Genomic DNA, 16316 nt, shown 5'->3' with positions numbered 1-16316 from the left:
CCATGTCTTCCAACTCGCCCGCGAGCGCCGCTTCTGCCCCCGCTTCCCCGCCTTCTTCCAATACCTTGGGCACCGACGCCAAGCTGATCGGGCTGGTCGGCCTGGCCCACGCGGTCAGCCACTTCAGCCAGCTCATCCTGGCGCCGCTGTTCCCGTGGCTGAAGGACGCGTTCAACGTGAGTTATGTCGAGCTGGGCGCGGTGCTCACGGTGTTCTTCGTGGTCTCGTGCATCGTGCAGGCGGCTTCGGGCTTCATCGTCGACAAGCTGGGTCCGCGGCCGGTGCTCTTCGTGGGACTCGGGGCGCTGGGGCTGGCGGCTTTCGGCTATGCCCTGGCGCAGAGCTACTGGATGCTGCTGGTGTGCGCCGTGGTCGGCGGCATCGGCAACGGCGTGTTCCACCCGGTGGACTACACGCTGTTCAACCGCAAGGTCGCGCCCACGCGCCTGGGCCATGCCTACAGCGTGCACGGCATCACCGGCAGCCTGGGTTGGGCGCTGGCGCCGGCCTTCGTGGTGCCGATCGCCATTGCCTTCTCGTGGCGCGTGGCGCTGGCTTCGGCGGGCGCGGTTGCCCTGGTCGTGCTGCTGGTGCTGTGGATCTACCGCAGCGTGCTGTCGCTCGACGCCGCGGCCGTGCACAAGGCCACTGGACAGGGCGAGTCCTCGCCCGCCGGTGGCGAGTTCGACTTCCTGCGCATCCCGGCCGTGTGGATGTGCTTCGGTTTCTTCTTCTTCTATGCCGTGGTCATCAGCGTGGTGCAGACCTTCGCGCCCGTGGCCGCGGGGCACCTTCACGCGGTGCCCGTGGCGCTGGTGGCCGTGTGCCTCACTGTCTACATGGTGGCGAGCGCGGTGGGCATGGTGGCTGGCGGTTTCCTGGCATCCGATCCTTCGCGCTGCGAGCGCATCGTGGGCGTGGGCTTCGGCCTGGCCGCCGCGCTGGCGCTGCTGCTGGCCTTTGCCGACTTCCCGCCGGTCATCGTGCCGGCGCTCTTCGGTGCGATGGGTTTCGTCTCGGGCGTCGCCGGGCCTTCGCGCGACCTGCTGGTGAAGAAGTCGACGCCGCCCAACGCCACCGGCCGTGTCTACGGCGTGGTCTACGCCGGCCTCGACATCGGGCAGGCCGTGGCGCCGCTGGTGTTCGGCCGGCTGATGGACCACGGCCAGTACACGAGCGTGATCGTGGGGCTGGCGATGGTGCAGGGCGTGCTCATCGCCAGCGCGTTCAACGTGCGCCGGGTGCGGCGCACGGCGCTCGTGCCGGCCTGAAGCTGAAGAACCCCGGCCGATATCATCGGCCGCATGCAAGCCCTGTATGTCTATGTGATCGTCGGCGCCGTGCTGGCGGGTTTCGTGCAGGGCCTCTCCGGCTTTGCGTTCGGCATGGTGGCGATGTCCGTCTGGGCCTGGACGCTGGAGCCCCGGCTCGCCGCCTTGCTCGCGCTCTTCGGCGCGATGACGGGGCAGGTGATCGCCGCGGTTACCGTGCGGCGTTCCTTCGACAAGAGCGTTCTCTGGCCTTTCCTGCTTGGCGGACTGGTGGGCGTGCCCTTCGGCGTCTGGCTGCTGCCGCATCTGGATCTCGTCGTCTTCAAGCTGTGCCTCGGGCTACTGTTGGTGCTGTGGTGCCCGGCGATGCTGATGTCGCAGCATCTGCCGAAGGTGGCGTTCGGGGGACGTGTTGCCGATGGGGTGGCCGGTGCCATCGGTGGGGCGATGGCCGGCATCGGCGGGTTCTCGGGGACCATTCCCACGCTGTGGTGCACGTTGCGCGGGTTTCAGCGGGATACGCAGCGGGCGGTGATCCAGAACTTCAATCTGTCGATGTTGCTGGTGGCGTTCGGCATCCACCTGTTCAGCGGGAATATCGGGCGTTCTCTCTTGCCTTTGCTGGGGGTGGTGGCGGTGGCGGTGGCTGTGCCTGTGTTATTGGGGGCGCGGCTTTATATCGGGATCAGTGAGGTTGTGTTTCGGAAGATTGTCTTGGGGTTGTTGACTGCTTCCGGGGTTGCGCTGTTGGCTTCTGCTGTTCCGGCTTTGCTTTCTCGTAGCTGAGCGATTCCTTCCCCGGGGCCGAGACCCGGCCCCGGGAAGCAAACACCCAACAGCCCTCACCGAGGCAAAGCCAAAGCAAACGGCAAGCTGACAACCCCCAGCAAGGTAGACAAAGTCACCAACCCAGCCACATAAGGCCCGTTGTACCCCATGCGAGCAGCCAGCACATAAGCGCTGGAAGCAGTAGGCACAGCAGAGAAAGCCATCAGCACAGCCCCCTGCGCAGCATCGAGCCGAAGCGCCCGAGCCAGCCCCCAGGCCACCAACGGCAGCAACAGATGCCGTATGGCCAGCACAGACACAGCCAGCACCTTCCCCGCTCCCAAGGTGGAGAACTTCATCCCTGCCCCCGCAGCCAGCAGCCCAAGCGCCAGCGAAGCAGCCCCGATCCGCGTCAACGTAGGCGTGGCCCAAGTGGGCACGGTAAGCCCCAGCACATTGGCCAGCAACCCCGCCACGGTCGCAACGATCAGCGGATTGCGCACCAGCTGCCGCACGAACCCGGTCTGCGCATGCCGCGTCATCGGCCACACGGCCGCGATGTTGAAGATCGGCACGCACACGCCGATCAGCACCGCGATCAGCAGCAGCCCCTCGGAGCCTCCGAGCCGTTCCGCCAGCGCCAGGCAGATGAACGAGTTGAAGCGAAAGGCAATCTGCGCGCTCGCCGCGTGGTCGCGCCGGTCGATGTGCGTGCGCAGGCCCGGAACGAAGGGCAGGGCGTAGGCCAGCACGATGCCGCACACGCCCACGCCGACACCTGCGGTGAGCAGGCTCGATGTCGCCCCGAAGTCGAGCGGGCTGCGCACGATCGAGTGGAACAGCAGCACAGGAAATAGAAAGTAGTAAACAAGGCTCTCGACCTGGTCCCACACGCGGCGGTCGAGGGCTGTGTAGCGGCACAGGAGCCAGCCGATGGCGATGAGGGAGAAGTCGGGGAAGAGCAGCTGCGCGTAATTCACCGCTTCGAGGATAAACCCGCTTGACCATGGGTAATCCAGAGCATGGATACGGCCCCCGAGCCGCTAGCATCCGGGCTTCGTTTTTTCGACATACAGCAGAACAAGGAGTTTTTGATGCAACGTCGTCAATGGAGCGCGATGGTGGGAGCCGCGGCACTGATTGCAGTGGCGGGTCAGAGCTTTGCGCAGGGTTATCCCAACAAGCCCGTCGAACTGAGCGTGCCGTTCGCACCGGGCGGCACGACGGACATCGTGGCGCGCGTGATTTCCGATCCGCTGGGCAAGGTGCTGGGCCAGCCGGTGGTGGTGATCAACCGCGCCGGTGGCGGCGGCATCGTGGGCGCGGCCGAAACCGCCCGTGCCACGCCCGACGGCTACAAGCTGGGCATCGCCACGGTGTCGAGCACGGCGGCCAACCCGGCCATCAACCCGAAGACGCCGTACGACCCGATCAACGACTTCACGCCGATCATCAACATCGCGGCCACGCCGAACATCATCGCGGTCAACCCGAGCTTCCCGGCCAAGAACTACGCCGAGTTCGTGGCCGAGCTGAAGAAGAACCCCGGCAAGTACTCGTACGCCTCGTCGGGCACGGGCGGCATCGGCCACCTGCTGATGGAACTCTACAAGAGCCTGACCAACACCTTCGTCACGCACATCCCCTACCGCGGCGCGGGCCCGGCGCTGAACGACGTGGTGGCCGGCCAGGTGCCGATCATGTTCGACAACATCCCCTCGGCCATGCCCTTCATCCAGAGCGGCCGGCTGATCCCGATCGTGGTGTCGGCGCCGCAGCGCCTGGCCGCGCTGCCCAACGTGCCGACCTTCAAGGAAGTGGGCCTGGAGCCGGTGAACCGCATGGCCTACTACGGCATCCTCGGCCCGAAGGGCCTGCCCAAGGAAGTGGTCGAGAAGATCAGCGCCGGCGTGAAGAAGGCGGTCGAAGAGCCGGCGGTGCGCAAGCGCATCGAGGACACGGGCTCGCTGATCGTGGCGAACACGCCCGACCAGTTCGCCGCGCAGATCAAGGCCGAGTACGACGTGTACAAGCAGGTCGTGAAGAAGCAGAACCTGAAGCTCGACTGAGGATCGCTCCTCGCACCAGGGAAGCCGCCCGCATGCCGGGCGGCTTTTTCTTTTTGTTATCTTGCAAGGCATGAGCACAGAGGCAGCCACGCAGACCACACCCGGGATCGACGACTTCATCGACGCACTGTGGCTGGAGGATGGACTCTCGAAAAACACGTTGGCCGCCTATCGCCGCGACCTGACGCTGTTCGCGCAGTGGCTCGGCGCGCAGCGCAGCGGCACCGCGCTCGACACCGCGAAGGAGACCGACCTGCAGGCCTACATGGGCGCGCGCCTGTCGACCAAGGGCAAGGCCACGTCGGCGAACCGCCGGCTCACGGTGTTCAAGCGCTACTACCGCTGGGCGCTGCGCGAGCGGCGCATCGCGGCCGATCCGAGCATCCGGCTCATGCCGGCGCGGCAGATGCCGAGGGCCGTCAAGACGCTTTCCGAAAAGCAGGTCGACGACCTGCTGGGCGCGCCCGACGTCGATTCGCCGCTGGGCCTGCGCGACCGCGCGATGCTGGAGCTGATGTACGCCAGCGGCCTGCGCGTGAGCGAGCTGGTGGCACTCAAGGCCACCGACATGAGCCTCAACGACGGCGTCCTGCGCGTGCTCGGCAAGGGCAGCAAGGAGCGGCTGGTGCCCTTCGGCGCCGAGGCGAGGCGCTGGATCGAGCGCTACCTGGAGGATTCGCGCCCCGCCATCCTCGACGGCCAGCAGACGCCCGACCTGTTCGTCACGGCGCGCGGCTCAGGCATGACGCGCGTGATGTTCTGGATCATCGTGAAGAAGCACGCGACCGCGGCGGGCATCCATGTGCCGCTGTCGCCGCACACGCTGCGCCACGCCTTCGCCACGCACCTGCTGAACCACGGCGTCGACCTGCGCGCGGTGCAACTGCTGCTGGGGCACGCCGACATCTCGACGACGACCATCTACACGCACGTGGCGCGCGAGCGCCTGAAGCAGCTGCATGCGCAGCACCATCCGCGCGGCTGAGCCTTCGCAGGACTGGCGCATCGGCTGCGCCGGATGGAGCCTGCCGCGCGCGCTGTGGCCGGTGTTTCCGGCCGAAGGCTCGCACCTGGAACGCTATGCGCAGCGCTTCGACGCGGTCGAGATCGACTCCTCGTTCTACCGGCCGCACCGGCGCGAGACCTACGAGCGCTGGGCCGCGAGCACCCCAGAGGGGTTTCGCTTCGCGGTCAAGCTGCCGAAGGCGGTGACGCACGAACGCCGGCTGATCGGTGCGATGCCGGCTTTCGAGGCGTTTGCCGCGCAGGTCGAGGGTCTCGGCAGCAAGCTGGGTGCGCTGGTCGTGCAGTTGCCGCCCAGCCTGGCGTTCGATGCTGCAGCGGTGCGCGGCTTCTTCACCGCGCTGCGGCACAGGCACCGGGGCGCGGTGGTGCTGGAGCCGCGCCATCGCAGCTGGTTCACGTCGCAGACCGACGGGCTCCTGTCGGATTTCGAAGTGGCCCGCGTGCTCGCGGACCCGGTGCTGTTCGACGAAGCCGCGGCCCCCGGCGGCTGGTCGGGCCTTGTCTATCTGCGCCTGCACGGTTCGCCGCGGCGCTACTGGTCCGCCTACGACGAGGAACTGCTCGCGCGCCTCGCCCGGCGGCTGCAGCGCGCGAAAGAGGAGGGTGCGCAGTGCTGGTGCGTGTTCGACAACACGGCCGGCGGCGAGGCAACGGGCAACGCGCTGACGCTGCGGCGGCTGCTGGAAAATCAATCATCGACAAGAGGAGACGGAACGTGAAATTCAACAGACTCTGCGCCGGCCTTGGGCTCGGCCTTGCAATGGCCGCAGCCGCCGGCCTCGCCGCCGCCCAGGCCTTTCCGGGCGCCAAGCCCATCCGCCTGATCGTCGGCTATCCGCCCGGCGGCGGCATCGACTTCGCGGCGCGCACGGTGCAGGTGCCGCTGCAGGAGGCGCTCAAGCAACAGCTCGTGGTCGACTACAAGCCCGGCGCGAGCGGCATGATCGCGGCCACCGAGCTCACGCGCCAGCCCGCCGACGGCTACACGCTGCTGCTGGCCAACACGGGGCCCTTCGCCATCGCGCCGTACCTGCAGAGCAAGCCGCCCTATGACCCGATCAGGCAGTTCACCTACATCGGCCAGATCAGCCAGGGAAGCTACATCGCGGTGACGCGGCCCGACCATCCGGCGAAGAATCTCAAGGAGTTCGTCGCCTGGGCCAAGGGCCAGCCGGGCAAGGTCAACTTCGCCTCGGGCGGCAACGGCACCTCCACGCACCTCAACGGCGAGCTCATGAACCAGGTCACCGGGCTCGACATGACGCACGTGCCGTACAAGGGCAGCGCCCCCGCGGTGCAGGACCTGATCGGCGGGCAGACGCAGATCCTCATCGACGCGGGCAGCGTGCTGCTGCCGCAGGTGAAGGGTGGCAAGCTCAAGGCGCTGGCGGTGACCGGCCCGGCACGCGATCCGCAGCTGCCCGATGTGCCGACGGTGAAGGAGCTGGGGTTGGCTGGCATGGAGTCGGTCGGCTTCCAGGGACTCGTGGGACCGGCCAACATGCCGAAGGAAGTCGTCGACCGGCTCTCCGGCGAGCTGGCCAGGGCGCTGGCGCAGCCCGAGATCAAGGCCAAGTTCGCGACGGCGGGGGCCGAGGTGCATTCGCTCGGGCCGGCCGAGTTCGCGGCTTTCGTGAAGGCGGACAATGAGAAGTGGTCCAGGCTGATCAAGGAGCGCAAGCTGCAGCTGGACTGACGCCATCCATCACGCAAGCAGGCAGACGACACGGGCTGCCACACACGACACCATGAATTTCCTCGCTTCCCCGAAGCCCTCGCGCCGCACGGCGACCCGACTCCTCGCCGCCGCCGCGCTGTGCGCCGCATCCGGCGCCTTCGCGCAAACCGTCCCCAAGACCGTGCGCCTCATCGTCGCCTATCCGGCGGGCGGCGTCAGCGACGTGGTCGCGCGTGCGCTGGGCGACCGGCTCGCGGCGCAGATAGGCGTCACGGTGATCGTCGACAACCGCGCGGGCGCGAGCGGGGCCATCGGCATGGACGCCGTCGCCAAGGCCGCGCCCGACGGTGCGACGCTGGGCTTCTCGGCCATCAGCCCGCTCGTGCTGAGCCCGCACCTGGGCAAGCTGCCCTTCGACCCGCTGAAGGACGTGGCGCCGGTGGCCAGCGTGATGTATTCGCCGGTGCTGCTGATCGCCACGCCGGCGAGCAAGGCGAAGGACTTCCGCGCTCTCATCGACGATGCCAAGGCGCATCCGGGCGCGGTGCGCTGGGCTACCTCGGGGCCGGCCTCGCTGGGCCACATCGTGCTGGAGCAGCTGCGCGCTGCGGCCGGCGTCGACATCACCCACGTGCCTTACAAGGGCGGCGGCCAGCAGCTCAACGACGCGATCGGCGGGCAGTTCGAGATTCTTTCGACCAACGCGAGCCCGACGCTCTCCTCGCACATCCAGTCGGGCAAGCTGCGCCCGCTGGCGGTGGGTGCCCCAGCCCGGCTCGACAGCCTCCCGCAGGTGCCCACGCTGGGTGAGCTGGGCTACAAGGCGGCGAACATCAATTCGCTGTTCGGCGTGTTCGCGCCGGCGGCCACGCCGCCGGCGATGGTCGCGAAGTACAACGCCGAGATCAACAAGGCGCTGGCCACCCCCGAGCTGCGCGCCAAGCTCACGGCCACCGACAACGTGCCGACCGGCGGCACCCCGGCCGCGTTCGCGAAGGAAATCGCCAGCGAGTTCGAGAGCAACGGGCGCATCGTCAAGGCGGCGGGCATCAAGGCCGATTGAAAAGCCGCAAAGGCGCGCTGACGCCTGGATGACACCCCGGCTTGTGGCTTGGCCTTGCCTACCTTATAGTAGGTAGATGACCAACGCCACAGCACTCGCCGCCGGCAGCACCCGCGAGCAGATCCTCGCGGTGGCGCGCGGCTTCATCGAAACCCGTTCCTACCTGGGCTTCAGCTTCCAGGACGTGGCCGACGCGGTCGGCGTGCGCAAGGCCAGCCTGTACCACCACTTCCCGACCAAGGAGGCGCTGGGCGTCGCGGTGATCCGCGCGGCCACGCAGGGCTTCAAGGACTGGGACGCCGCCCGGGCGCGCGAGCCGAAGGACGCGCTCGAATCGTATTTCCGCATGTACCGCAACACGCTCAGGGCCGGCTCGGGCATGTGTCCCGCGGGGGCGGTGGCTCCCGGCTGGGGCGTCATCAACGACGAGCTTCGCGTTGCCGTGCAGGAACTGCGCAACACGCAGGTGACGTGGCTCACCGGGGTGCTGGGCGCGCTGATGACGGAGCGCAAGACCGGCGCCTCGGTGGCTTCGCTGGCTGCCTACGTTTTTTCCGTTTGCCAGGGCGCGCTGCTGTCGGCGCGCATGACGGGCCGCGTCGACGACTTCGACGAGGCCATCGCCCAACTCAGGAGTTTCTTGCCGGGCTGAGCGCCCGGCCCCGTGCAGGCACGCTTCGGCGTGCTTATTTTTCGACCTCGAAGCCTACCGATTGGAAGGTAGTCAATCTGCTGGAGAGCATTCATGAAAGCCGTCATTTCCGCCTACGCCCGTTCCCCGTTCCACTTCGCGAAGAAAGGCGCGCTCGCCGAGGTGCGCCCCGACACGCTGGCCGCCGGCGTGGTGCGCGGCCTGCTGCAGCGCACCGACCTCGACCCCGCGCTGCTCGAAGACGTCATCCTCGGTTGCGCCTACCCCGAGGCCTCGCAGGGCAACAACCTCGCGCGCATCGTCGGGTTGCTGGCCGGCCTTCCGCACGAGGTGGGCGGCATGACGGTCAACCGCTTCTGCGGCTCCTCGATGCAGGCCGTGCACATCGCCGCCGCGCAGATCGAGGCGGGCATGGGCGATGCGTTCCTGTGCGTGGGCGTGGAGTCGATGACGATGGTGCCGCAGGGCGGCTTCAACTTCTCGCCGAGCCCGGAACTCAAGGAGAACACCGACGCCTACATCTCGATGGGCGAGACCGCCGAGAACGTGGCGCAGCGCTGGAACGTGAGCCGCGCCGACCAGGAGGCCTTCGCGGTGGAGTCGCATCGCAAGGCGGCCGAGGCGCGTTCGCAGGGGCGGCTTGCCGGCGAGATCGTGCCGGTGCGCCTGGCTTCGGGCGACGTGATCGATGCCGATGGCTGCATCCGTCCGACCACTTCCGCCGAGGCACTGGCGAATCTCAAGCCCGCGTTCCGTCCTGACGGCGTGGTGACGGCAGGCACCTCTTCTCCGCTGACCGACGGCGCGGCCGCAGTGCTCGTCACCAGCGACGAATTCGCGGCGAAGCACGGCCTGAAGGCGCTGGCGCGCATCCGCTCGTTCGCCACCGTGGGCGTCGATCCGGCGATCATGGGCATCGGCCCGATCCCGGCCACGCGCAAGGCGCTGGCGCGCGCGGGCCTGAGCGCGGCCGACCTCGACGTGATCGAGATCAACGAAGCCTTCTCCTCGCAGGCGCTGGCCTGCATCCGCGACCTCGGGCTCGATCCGGCGAAGATCAACCTCGACGGCGGCGGCCTGTCGATCGGCCATCCGCTGGGAGCGACCGGTGCGCGCATCACCGGGAAGGCGGCGTCGCTGCTGGCACGCGAGAACGGCCGCTACGCGCTGGCCACCCAGTGCATCGGCGGAGGGCAGGGCATCGCGACGATCCTCGAGCGCGTCTGAAGGCCGCGCCGCCCGCGAGAATGGCGATCGCCACCCACGACAAAGGAGACCCCATGGCCAAGCTGTATCTCGAAGACCTGAAGGTCGGCGACCGTTTCAAGAGCGCGGAGCACGCGCTCGACGCGGCGCAGATCAAGGCCTTCGCGCAGCAATTCGATCCGCAGCCCTTTCATACCGACGAAGAGGCTGCCAAGAGCACATTCTTCGGCGGCCTCGCGGCGAGCGGCTGGCACACGGCCGCGCTCACGATGAAGCTGCTGGTCGAAAGCGGCCTTCCACTGGCCGACGGAATCATCGGTTCGGGCGGCGAACTGCAGTGGCCCAAGCCGACGCGGCCCGGCGACGTGCTGCATGTGGAGGGCGAGGTCGTCGACATCGTGCCCTCGCGCTCCAAACCCGGCCGCGCGATGGTGGCGATGCGCTGCCAGACGCTCAACCAGCATGGCGACGTGCTCCAGCATTTCATGCCGAAGCTGGTGGTGCAGGCGCGTCCGGCCTGAGCCGAAGAGGAAAGAAGAGCGGCGGCCTCAGGCCTTGTCCTGCGTCTGCGAGAGCTGGCGCAGTTCTTCCGCGCTGAAGCCCGCACGCCCGCGCGCCTCGAAGTTGAAGGGCGGCTTGTGCCGCGGCGCGTCGTAGCGCGCCACGAGCCCCGGGTAGGCCGCTTCCGGGTCGATGCCCTCGCGCTCGCACAGCCAGCGGTACCAGTGGTTGCCGATGGCCACGTGGCCCACTTCGTCGCGCAGGATGATGTCGAGGATCTCCACCGCGCGCAGCGCATCGGGTGTGTTCACGCGCTTGAGCTTGCCCTGGATGAGCGGCGTGGCGTCGAGCCCGCGCGCCTCCAGCGTGCGCGGCACCAGCGCCATGCGGGCGAGCACGTCGTCCTTGGTCTTCTCGCACATGTTCCACAGGCCGTCGTGGCCGGGGAAGTCGCCATAGCGCCAGCCCATGTCCTGCAGGTGCGCGTGCAGAAGGGTGAAGTGCAGCGCCTCTTCATGGGCCACGCGCAGCCAGTCGCGGTAGTAGGCCTCGGGCATGCCGTCGTAGCGCCAGACGGCGTCGAGCGCGAGGTTGATGGCGTTGAACTCGATGTGGCAGATCGAATGGATCAGCGCCGCGCGTCCCTCGGTGGTGAAGGGCGAGCGCTTCTGCACGGCGGTGGCGGCCACGCGCAGCGGGCGCTCGGGGCGGCCCGGCACGCCGAGATCGTCGCCGGGCGTGCGGATCTCCTGGGCTGCTATGGATTCGGTAGCGCCGTCCAGCGGGATGGCACGGGTGGCGGCCACCTTTTCATCGGGGTCTGTAAGGCGAAGCGCGGCCAGTGCGCTCAATCGGGGGTGCATCCCTACAATTCTAGGTTTTGACCTTGCAGGGACCGGAAACAATGGCGCTCTACGAACTCGACGGTGTGGCACCCCAGGTGGGCGAAGGTGCATGGGTGGCCGACACCGCGGAGGTGATGGGCAACGTCAGGCTGGCGGAGAACGCCAACGTGTGGTTCGGCGCGGTGCTGCGAGGCGACACCGAGACGCTGAGCATCGGGCGCAACAGCAACATCCAGGACCTGTCGGTGCTGCACGCCGACATCGGCTGCCCCCTGACCGTGGGCGACAACGTGACCGTCGGCCACCAGGTGATGCTGCACGGCTGCACCATCGGCGACAACACGCTGGTCGGCATCCAGGCGGTGGTCTTGAATAACGCGAGGATCGGCCGCAACTCGATCGTTGGCGCCGGCAGCGTGGTGACCGAGGGCAAGGAGTTTCCCGACAACTCGCTCATCATGGGCTCGCCCGCCAAGGTGGTGCGCACCCTCGACGACGAGGCCGCCGCCAAGCTGCGCCAGGGCGCGGAAAACTACGTGGCCAACGCGCGGCGCTTCGCGAAGGGCCTGAAAAAGATCGCCTGACCATCCCGGCTGCAGGCACATACACAGAAAGAAGACGTTTTGAGCGAGCTGCACAAATTCCTGTTCGATGGCCTGCCGGTGCGCGGCATGATCGTGCGCCTGACGGACGCGTGGCAGGAGATCCTCGCGCGGCGCGCCTCCAATACCGCCACCGGCGCGTATCCGCAGCCCGTGGTCGAACTGCTCGGCGAGATGACGGCGGCTGCCACGCTGATGCAGGCCAACATCAAGTTCAACGGCGCGCTGATCCTGCAGATCTTCGGCGACGGCCCCGTCAAGGTGGCGGTGGCCGAGTCCAAGCCCGACCTGAGCCTGCGCGCGACCGCCAAGGTGATGGGCGAGCTGCCGGCCGACGCGCACCTGCCCGACATGGTCAACGTGAACAACAAGGGCCGCTGCGCCATCACGCTCGACCCCAAGGACAAGCTGCCGGGCACCACCCCCTACCAGGGCGTCGTGCCGCTCTTCGGTGACGACGGCGAGAAGCTCGGCAAGCTCAGCGACGTGCTTCAGCACTACATGCTGCAAAGCGAACAGCTCGACACCACGCTGGTGCTGGCCGCCGACGACAAGGTGGCCGCGGGCCTGCTGATCCAGCGCCTGCCGGTGAAAGGCGAAGGCAACCTCGAGGGCACCGCCGACAAGGATCACGATCAGGCCAACGAAGACCAGATCGGCCGTAACGAAGACTACAACCGCATCTCGATCCTCGCGTCGAGCCTCACGCGCGACGAGCTGCTCACGCTCGACGTCGAGACCATTCTGCGCCGCCTGTTCTGGGAAGAGAAGCTGCTGCGCTTCGAGCCGCAGGCCGGCATGCTCGGACCGCGCTTCGCCTGCACATGCGGCCGCGAGCGCGTGGCGCAGATGATCCGCGGCCTCGGCGAGCAGGAGGCCGAGAGCATCCTCGCCGAGCGCGGCAACATCGAGGTGGGCTGCGACTTCTGCGGCAAGCAGTACCGCTTCGATGCTGTCGACGCCGCGCAGATTTTCACGCCGGTGGGCGACCGGGTTCCGGGCAGCTCCGTCGTGCAGTAGGCGGCGCCGTCGCTGCCTCTTTTTCAGTCAGCGCAGCACCTTGATCATCGCGGCGAGGCGCTCGTGCGCGAAACCGGCCGCCAGCGCGCGGTCGAACATGCCGGCCAGGAAAGCCGGAAAGCTCCCGTCCAGGCCGGCCTCGCGCGCCTGCTTCACGAACAGCCGGCCCGAGCCCGCGCAGGTGGCCATCGAGCTCTGGGGCTCGCCGTAGCTCCCGGCCTCGATGGCATCGCCCTCGGCGCGGATCATCTCCCCCAGCACCGGCGATATCGCACCGATCATCCGGCCGAACTCGCCCACGCCCAGCCCTTCGGCCTCGCAGATGCGAGCGCCGTGGAAGAAGCCGCTCATCGCGCCGAACATGCACGACAGCGTCGCGAGGTCCCAGGCCGCGGCGTTGCCGACCGGCTCGCCCATGTACATGAGGCGGCCGGCGATGGTTTCGAGCACCGGGCGGCAGATGGCCAGCGCGCGCTCCTCGCCCGAAATGAAGAGCGGCGTGTCGGGCCGGCCGATCTGGCCGGGCGTGGCGAGCAGGGCGCCATCGAGGTAGGCCACGCCGTCCGCGGCGGCCCAGGCGTCGCGCGCGTCCTGCGGCGTGCCGGTGCTCAGCTGCACCAGCACCTTGCCGCGCAGGGCCTGCATCACGCCGGGCTGGGCGAGGATCGAGCGGGCCGCGGCGTAGTCGGCCACGCACATCAGCACGATGGGGCTCGCCTCGGCGGCGCTGCGCGCATCCGTGGCGAGCAGGGTGCCCTGGTTCAGCAGCGGGTGGGCGCGCCCGGCGGTGCGGTTCCAGAGCGTCAGCGTGTATTTCGGCTGCAGTGCGCGCGCGAGCGCGATGCCCATGGGGCCGAGGCCGATGAGGGATACGTCGGTCATGTCGTTCTCCGTTCCATGTTTTCGTGTCGATCAGGTGCAGCCAGGCCGCGGCGGGCGTCAGCTTCTGGCCCAGCCCGCCGTCGACGGTGAGCCGCGCGCCGGTCGTGAAGGTCGCCTCGAAGGCGAAGAACAGCACCGCGCGGGCCACCTCGTCGGCGGTGCCGTGGCGCCGCATCGGCGTGATCTGGTCGCCCAGCCGGATGAACTCGGCGCGTTCCTCCGGCGTCGCATCGGCCACGCCCAGCGTGGGCGTGTCGATGAAGCCCGGGCTCACCACGTTCACGCGGATGCGCCGCGCCATCAGCTCCGCCGCGAAGCCCGAGGCGAAGGAGCGCAGCGCGGCCTTGGTGGCGCTGTAGACGCTCATGCCATGCATGCCGCCTTCGTCCGCGATCGATGAAGTGACCACGATGGCGCCGCCCTCGCGGATCAGCGGCGCCAGGCGCTGCACGGTGAAGAACGGACCCTTGGTGTTGATGGCGAAGGCGCGGTCGTAGCCGGCCTCCGTCACCTGTTCGAAGGGCTCCAGCGTGGAGATGCCGGCGTTGATGTGCAGCAGGTCGATGCGGCCGAAGCGCTCGCGCACCGTGGCCGCCAGCGTGTCGATGTCGGTCAGCGAGGCGGCGTCGGACGCCAGCACGTGGGCGCCCGCGCCGAGCGTGCGCCGCGCGGCTTCGAGGTTCGCGGGGTTGCGTCCGGTCACCAGCACTTCGGCGCCGCCCGCGAGCAGAGCCTGTGCGGTGGCCAGGCCCATGCCGATGGTTCCGCCGGTGATGACGGCCTTCTTGCCGCCGTAGATGTCGTTCGTCATGATGATTCGCGTGCCTTGCAATGGATGAAGTTCAAGGCTGCGAATGATCCGGATCGGTGCTCTTGCGGTCGCGCACGTTCGGCCGCGCCGGAGCACGAACGGACAGCGCCGTGCAAGGCGGCGCTCGATAATGTTCCGATGAGCAAAACCGACGCGGACACCCGCCTGCAGGTGGACCTGCGGCAGACGCCCGGCGGCGTGGTCGGCTACGACGCGCTGCCCGACCATCGCATCAAGCTACACACCGGCGGTCCGGTGGCTGGGGCCTGCAGGCTGCACAGCTTCCTCTACACGCGCGGCGACCTCGACATCCTGCCGGCCGGCATCTCCGACGTCTGGCACGAGGAAGCGCCGAGCACCTCGGTCGTGGTGCGCATGCCGCCTTCGCTGCTGAGCCGCACAGCCGACGAGATGGGCCTGCCGCCCGAGCGGGCCGTGCTCGACCAGCGCCACCAGTTCCGTGACGCGCGGATCGAGCACGTCGCTTGGGCGCTCGACGCGGAGCGCCGCGCTGGCTTTCCCAACGGCAGGCTCTACACCGACAGCCTGGGCACCGCGCTCGCGGTGCAGCTGCTGGCGGGGCAGGAGTCGACCGCAGGCACGGCATCAGCGCAGGGGTTGACGCGGCCGCAGCTGCGCCGCGTGACCGAGTACATCGAAGCGCACCTGGACGGCGATCTCTCGCTGGCCGCGCTGGCCGGTATCGCAGGCCTCAGCGCCTCGCACCTGAAGACGCAGTTCAAGCGCTCCATCGGCCTGCCGGTGCACGAGTACGTGGTGCACCGCCGCGTCGACCGTGCGCGCGGCCTGCTGCTGCGCAGCGAGATGCCGGCGAGCCTCGTGGCGCTGGAGAGCGGCTTCTCGCACCAGAGCCACATGGCGCGCTGCATGCGGCGTGTGCTCGGCGTCACGCCGGGCGAAGTGCGGCGCGCGGGCTAGGGGTCTAGCGAGCCGCGTCGTCGAACCCGCCGAACGAGATGTCCGGCGCGCTCGTGTTGTGCTTCGACGGCAGGCTGCGGCCAAAGCGCACCTGCGTGGCCTGCAGGCTCTTCACCTCCGGCAGCGGCAGCACCTGCTGCGCCGCCTGGGGCGATGCCTGCCAGCGCACTTCGCTCACGTCGGCGTTGTCGGGGGTGACGTACATCGAGCGCAGCACCGCGAAGGGCTGGGCGCTTGCGGTGGGCTTCGACAGCGTCACGTCGAGCGCGGTGCGCGCGCGGCTGGTCTCCTCGACCTTCACTGCGGCACTGCCGCCGTCGGTGAAGCGCACGTGGATGGCCAGCGGCCGGGGCACGATGCGGATCGACGCGATGTTCACCACCGGCCGCGCGGCGGCCTCGACCGGGCCGAGCAGGAAGGACGAGCCGTACACCCCGTCGCCGAAGCGCGCCTCGGGCAGCGGCTTGATGCGCCAGTAGCCATCCGACGGATAGAGCACGATGGCTTCGAGCGGCTTACCGTTCTCTTTCCTGAACACCTGCAGCAGATGAAAGCCGCGGTCCTTGCGCTTGCCCACCTGCACGGGCACGCGCTGCGGGCGCCAGAAGCTCGGCAGGGTCATGCCTACGATGCGCCACCGGGCGTTGTCCATCAGCACCACGGTGCGCTTGCGGAAGCGGTAGGCCGGATCGGTGGGATGCTCGCCGCCGTCGAAGTTGCAGCCCGAGAAGTCGGGCGCGGTGACGTCGTTGCCGATCTTGTCGAGGTAGTCGGGCTGCAGCGCCTCGATGCGCATGCGGCGGATGCCTTCGCCGCGCAGGGTCAGCGAGACGTTGTCTTCCTCGGCGCAGGCGGTGGTGGTGGTGCCGTTCTCGACGGTGGCCGCGACAGGTGCCGCGTGGACCGGGCCGGTGGCCGACAGCAGCAGGGTGGCCAGAGCGGAAGGAAGAAGCGCGATGCGCGCGGCGGTCGAAAGGGGCATC

Annotated in this window: 17 protein-coding genes and 1 pseudogene; 13 read left to right on the top strand and 5 right to left on the bottom strand. The window is 68.5% G+C overall.

Features of this window, described 5'->3' with window-relative positions:
* Positions 1 to 2 precede the first annotated feature (2 nt).
* A complete protein-coding gene (locus ABL844_RS21050; RefSeq protein ID WP_418128796.1) occupies positions 3 to 1271 on the top strand; it encodes an MFS transporter in 1269 nt (422 codons plus the stop codon).
* Positions 1272 to 1304: 33 nt separating this feature from the next.
* On the top strand, positions 1305 to 2057 hold the full coding sequence (locus tag ABL844_RS21045) for a sulfite exporter TauE/SafE family protein (protein ID WP_418128795.1): 753 nt from the start codon (positions 1305 to 1307) through the stop codon (positions 2055 to 2057).
* A 56-nt stretch (positions 2058 to 2113) separates the two neighbouring features.
* On the opposite strand, the gene ABL844_RS21040 is transcribed toward ABL844_RS21045, so the two are convergent.
* Positions 2114 to 3031: an AEC family transporter gene (locus ABL844_RS21040; RefSeq protein WP_165909770.1), complete on the bottom strand. Its 918-nt coding sequence runs from the start codon at positions 3029 to 3031 to the stop codon at positions 2114 to 2116.
* A gap of 102 nt (positions 3032 to 3133) precedes the next feature.
* On the opposite strand from ABL844_RS21040, the gene ABL844_RS21035 reads away from it, so the two are divergent.
* The 8 genes from ABL844_RS21035 (at position 3134) to ABL844_RS21000 (ending at position 10254) form a co-directional block, all read left to right on the top strand.
* Positions 3134 to 4108, top strand: coding sequence for a tripartite tricarboxylate transporter substrate binding protein BugE (locus ABL844_RS21035; protein ID WP_184641314.1), 975 nt, complete (start codon positions 3134 to 3136; stop codon positions 4106 to 4108).
* A gap of 70 nt (positions 4109 to 4178) precedes the next feature.
* Positions 4179 to 5093 carry a site-specific tyrosine recombinase XerD gene (gene xerD / locus ABL844_RS21030; RefSeq protein ID WP_126025846.1) on the top strand — a complete coding sequence of 305 codons (915 nt, stop codon included), beginning with the start codon at positions 4179 to 4181 and terminating at the stop codon, positions 5091 to 5093.
* Positions 5068 to 5853 (top strand): DUF72 domain-containing protein, encoded by a 786-nt coding sequence (locus ABL844_RS21025; protein ID WP_418128794.1) that lies wholly within the window; start codon positions 5068 to 5070, stop codon positions 5851 to 5853. Before xerD ends, ABL844_RS21025 begins: the two co-directional genes overlap by 26 nt.
* Positions 5850 to 6830 (top strand): tripartite tricarboxylate transporter substrate binding protein, encoded by a 981-nt coding sequence (locus ABL844_RS21020; RefSeq protein ID WP_311737054.1) that lies wholly within the window; start codon positions 5850 to 5852, stop codon positions 6828 to 6830. The genes ABL844_RS21025 and ABL844_RS21020 overlap by 4 nt, the downstream gene beginning before the upstream one ends.
* A 52-nt stretch (positions 6831 to 6882) precedes the next feature.
* Positions 6883 to 7875 (top strand): Bug family tripartite tricarboxylate transporter substrate binding protein, encoded by a 993-nt coding sequence (locus tag ABL844_RS21015; protein WP_418128792.1) that lies wholly within the window; start codon positions 6883 to 6885, stop codon positions 7873 to 7875.
* Between the two features lie 76 nt (positions 7876 to 7951).
* Complete coding sequence (locus ABL844_RS21010; protein ID WP_418128791.1) at positions 7952 to 8527, top strand: TetR/AcrR family transcriptional regulator; 576 nt, start codon at positions 7952 to 7954, stop codon at positions 8525 to 8527.
* A gap of 93 nt (positions 8528 to 8620) precedes the next feature.
* A complete protein-coding gene (locus ABL844_RS21005) occupies positions 8621 to 9754 on the top strand; it encodes a thiolase family protein (RefSeq protein WP_184641310.1) in 1134 nt (377 codons plus the stop codon).
* Positions 9755 to 9807: 53 nt separating this feature from the next.
* Positions 9808 to 10254 (top strand): MaoC family dehydratase, encoded by a 447-nt coding sequence (locus ABL844_RS21000; RefSeq protein ID WP_126025841.1) that lies wholly within the window; start codon positions 9808 to 9810, stop codon positions 10252 to 10254.
* Positions 10255 to 10281: 27 nt separating this feature from the next.
* On the opposite strand, the gene ABL844_RS20995 is transcribed toward ABL844_RS21000, so the two are convergent.
* Positions 10282 to 11097, bottom strand: a complete 816-nt coding sequence (locus ABL844_RS20995; protein ID WP_418128790.1) for a ferritin-like domain-containing protein — start codon at positions 11095 to 11097, stop codon at positions 10282 to 10284.
* Positions 11098 to 11138: 41 nt separating this feature from the next.
* Between ABL844_RS20995 and ABL844_RS20990 the strand changes: the two genes are divergently transcribed.
* Positions 11139 to 11663: a gamma carbonic anhydrase family protein gene (locus tag ABL844_RS20990; protein ID WP_126021734.1), complete on the top strand. Its 525-nt coding sequence runs from the start codon at positions 11139 to 11141 to the stop codon at positions 11661 to 11663.
* A 39-nt stretch (positions 11664 to 11702) separates the two neighbouring features.
* Complete coding sequence (locus tag ABL844_RS20985) at positions 11703 to 12701, top strand: Hsp33 family molecular chaperone HslO (protein WP_184641308.1); 999 nt, start codon at positions 11703 to 11705, stop codon at positions 12699 to 12701.
* Positions 12702 to 12728: 27 nt separating this feature from the next.
* Here the strand turns inward: ABL844_RS20985 and ABL844_RS20980 are convergent, their stop codons facing one another.
* Positions 12729 to 13583, bottom strand: coding sequence for an NAD(P)-dependent oxidoreductase (locus ABL844_RS20980; protein ID WP_369661618.1), 855 nt, complete (start codon positions 13581 to 13583; stop codon positions 12729 to 12731).
* 130 nt (positions 13584 to 13713) lie between these two features.
* Positions 13714 to 14337, bottom strand: a pseudogene (locus ABL844_RS20975) (SDR family oxidoreductase); the annotation flags it as partial.
* Positions 14338 to 14532: 195 nt separating this feature from the next.
* Between ABL844_RS20975 and ABL844_RS20970 the strand changes: the two are divergent.
* The gene (locus ABL844_RS20970) at positions 14533 to 15333 is read left to right on the top strand and encodes a helix-turn-helix domain-containing protein (RefSeq protein ID WP_418128788.1); all 801 of its coding nucleotides are present in this window, start codon (positions 14533 to 14535) and stop codon (positions 15331 to 15333) included.
* Between the two features lie 4 nt (positions 15334 to 15337).
* Here the strand turns inward: ABL844_RS20970 and ABL844_RS20965 are convergent, their stop codons facing one another.
* Positions 15338 to 16315, bottom strand: coding sequence for a hypothetical protein (locus ABL844_RS20965; RefSeq protein ID WP_418128787.1), 978 nt, complete (start codon positions 16313 to 16315; stop codon positions 15338 to 15340).
* Position 16316: the final 1 nt, after the last annotated feature.

The sequence above is a fragment of the Variovorax sp. 278MFTsu5.1 genome (assembly GCF_048305045.1).
In the GTDB taxonomy this organism is placed as follows: Bacteria; Pseudomonadota; Gammaproteobacteria; order Burkholderiales; family Burkholderiaceae_C; genus Variovorax; species Variovorax guangxiensis.
Note: the sequence above shows the minus strand (reverse complement) of the source record. Positions and strands in the feature narration are given on the sequence as shown.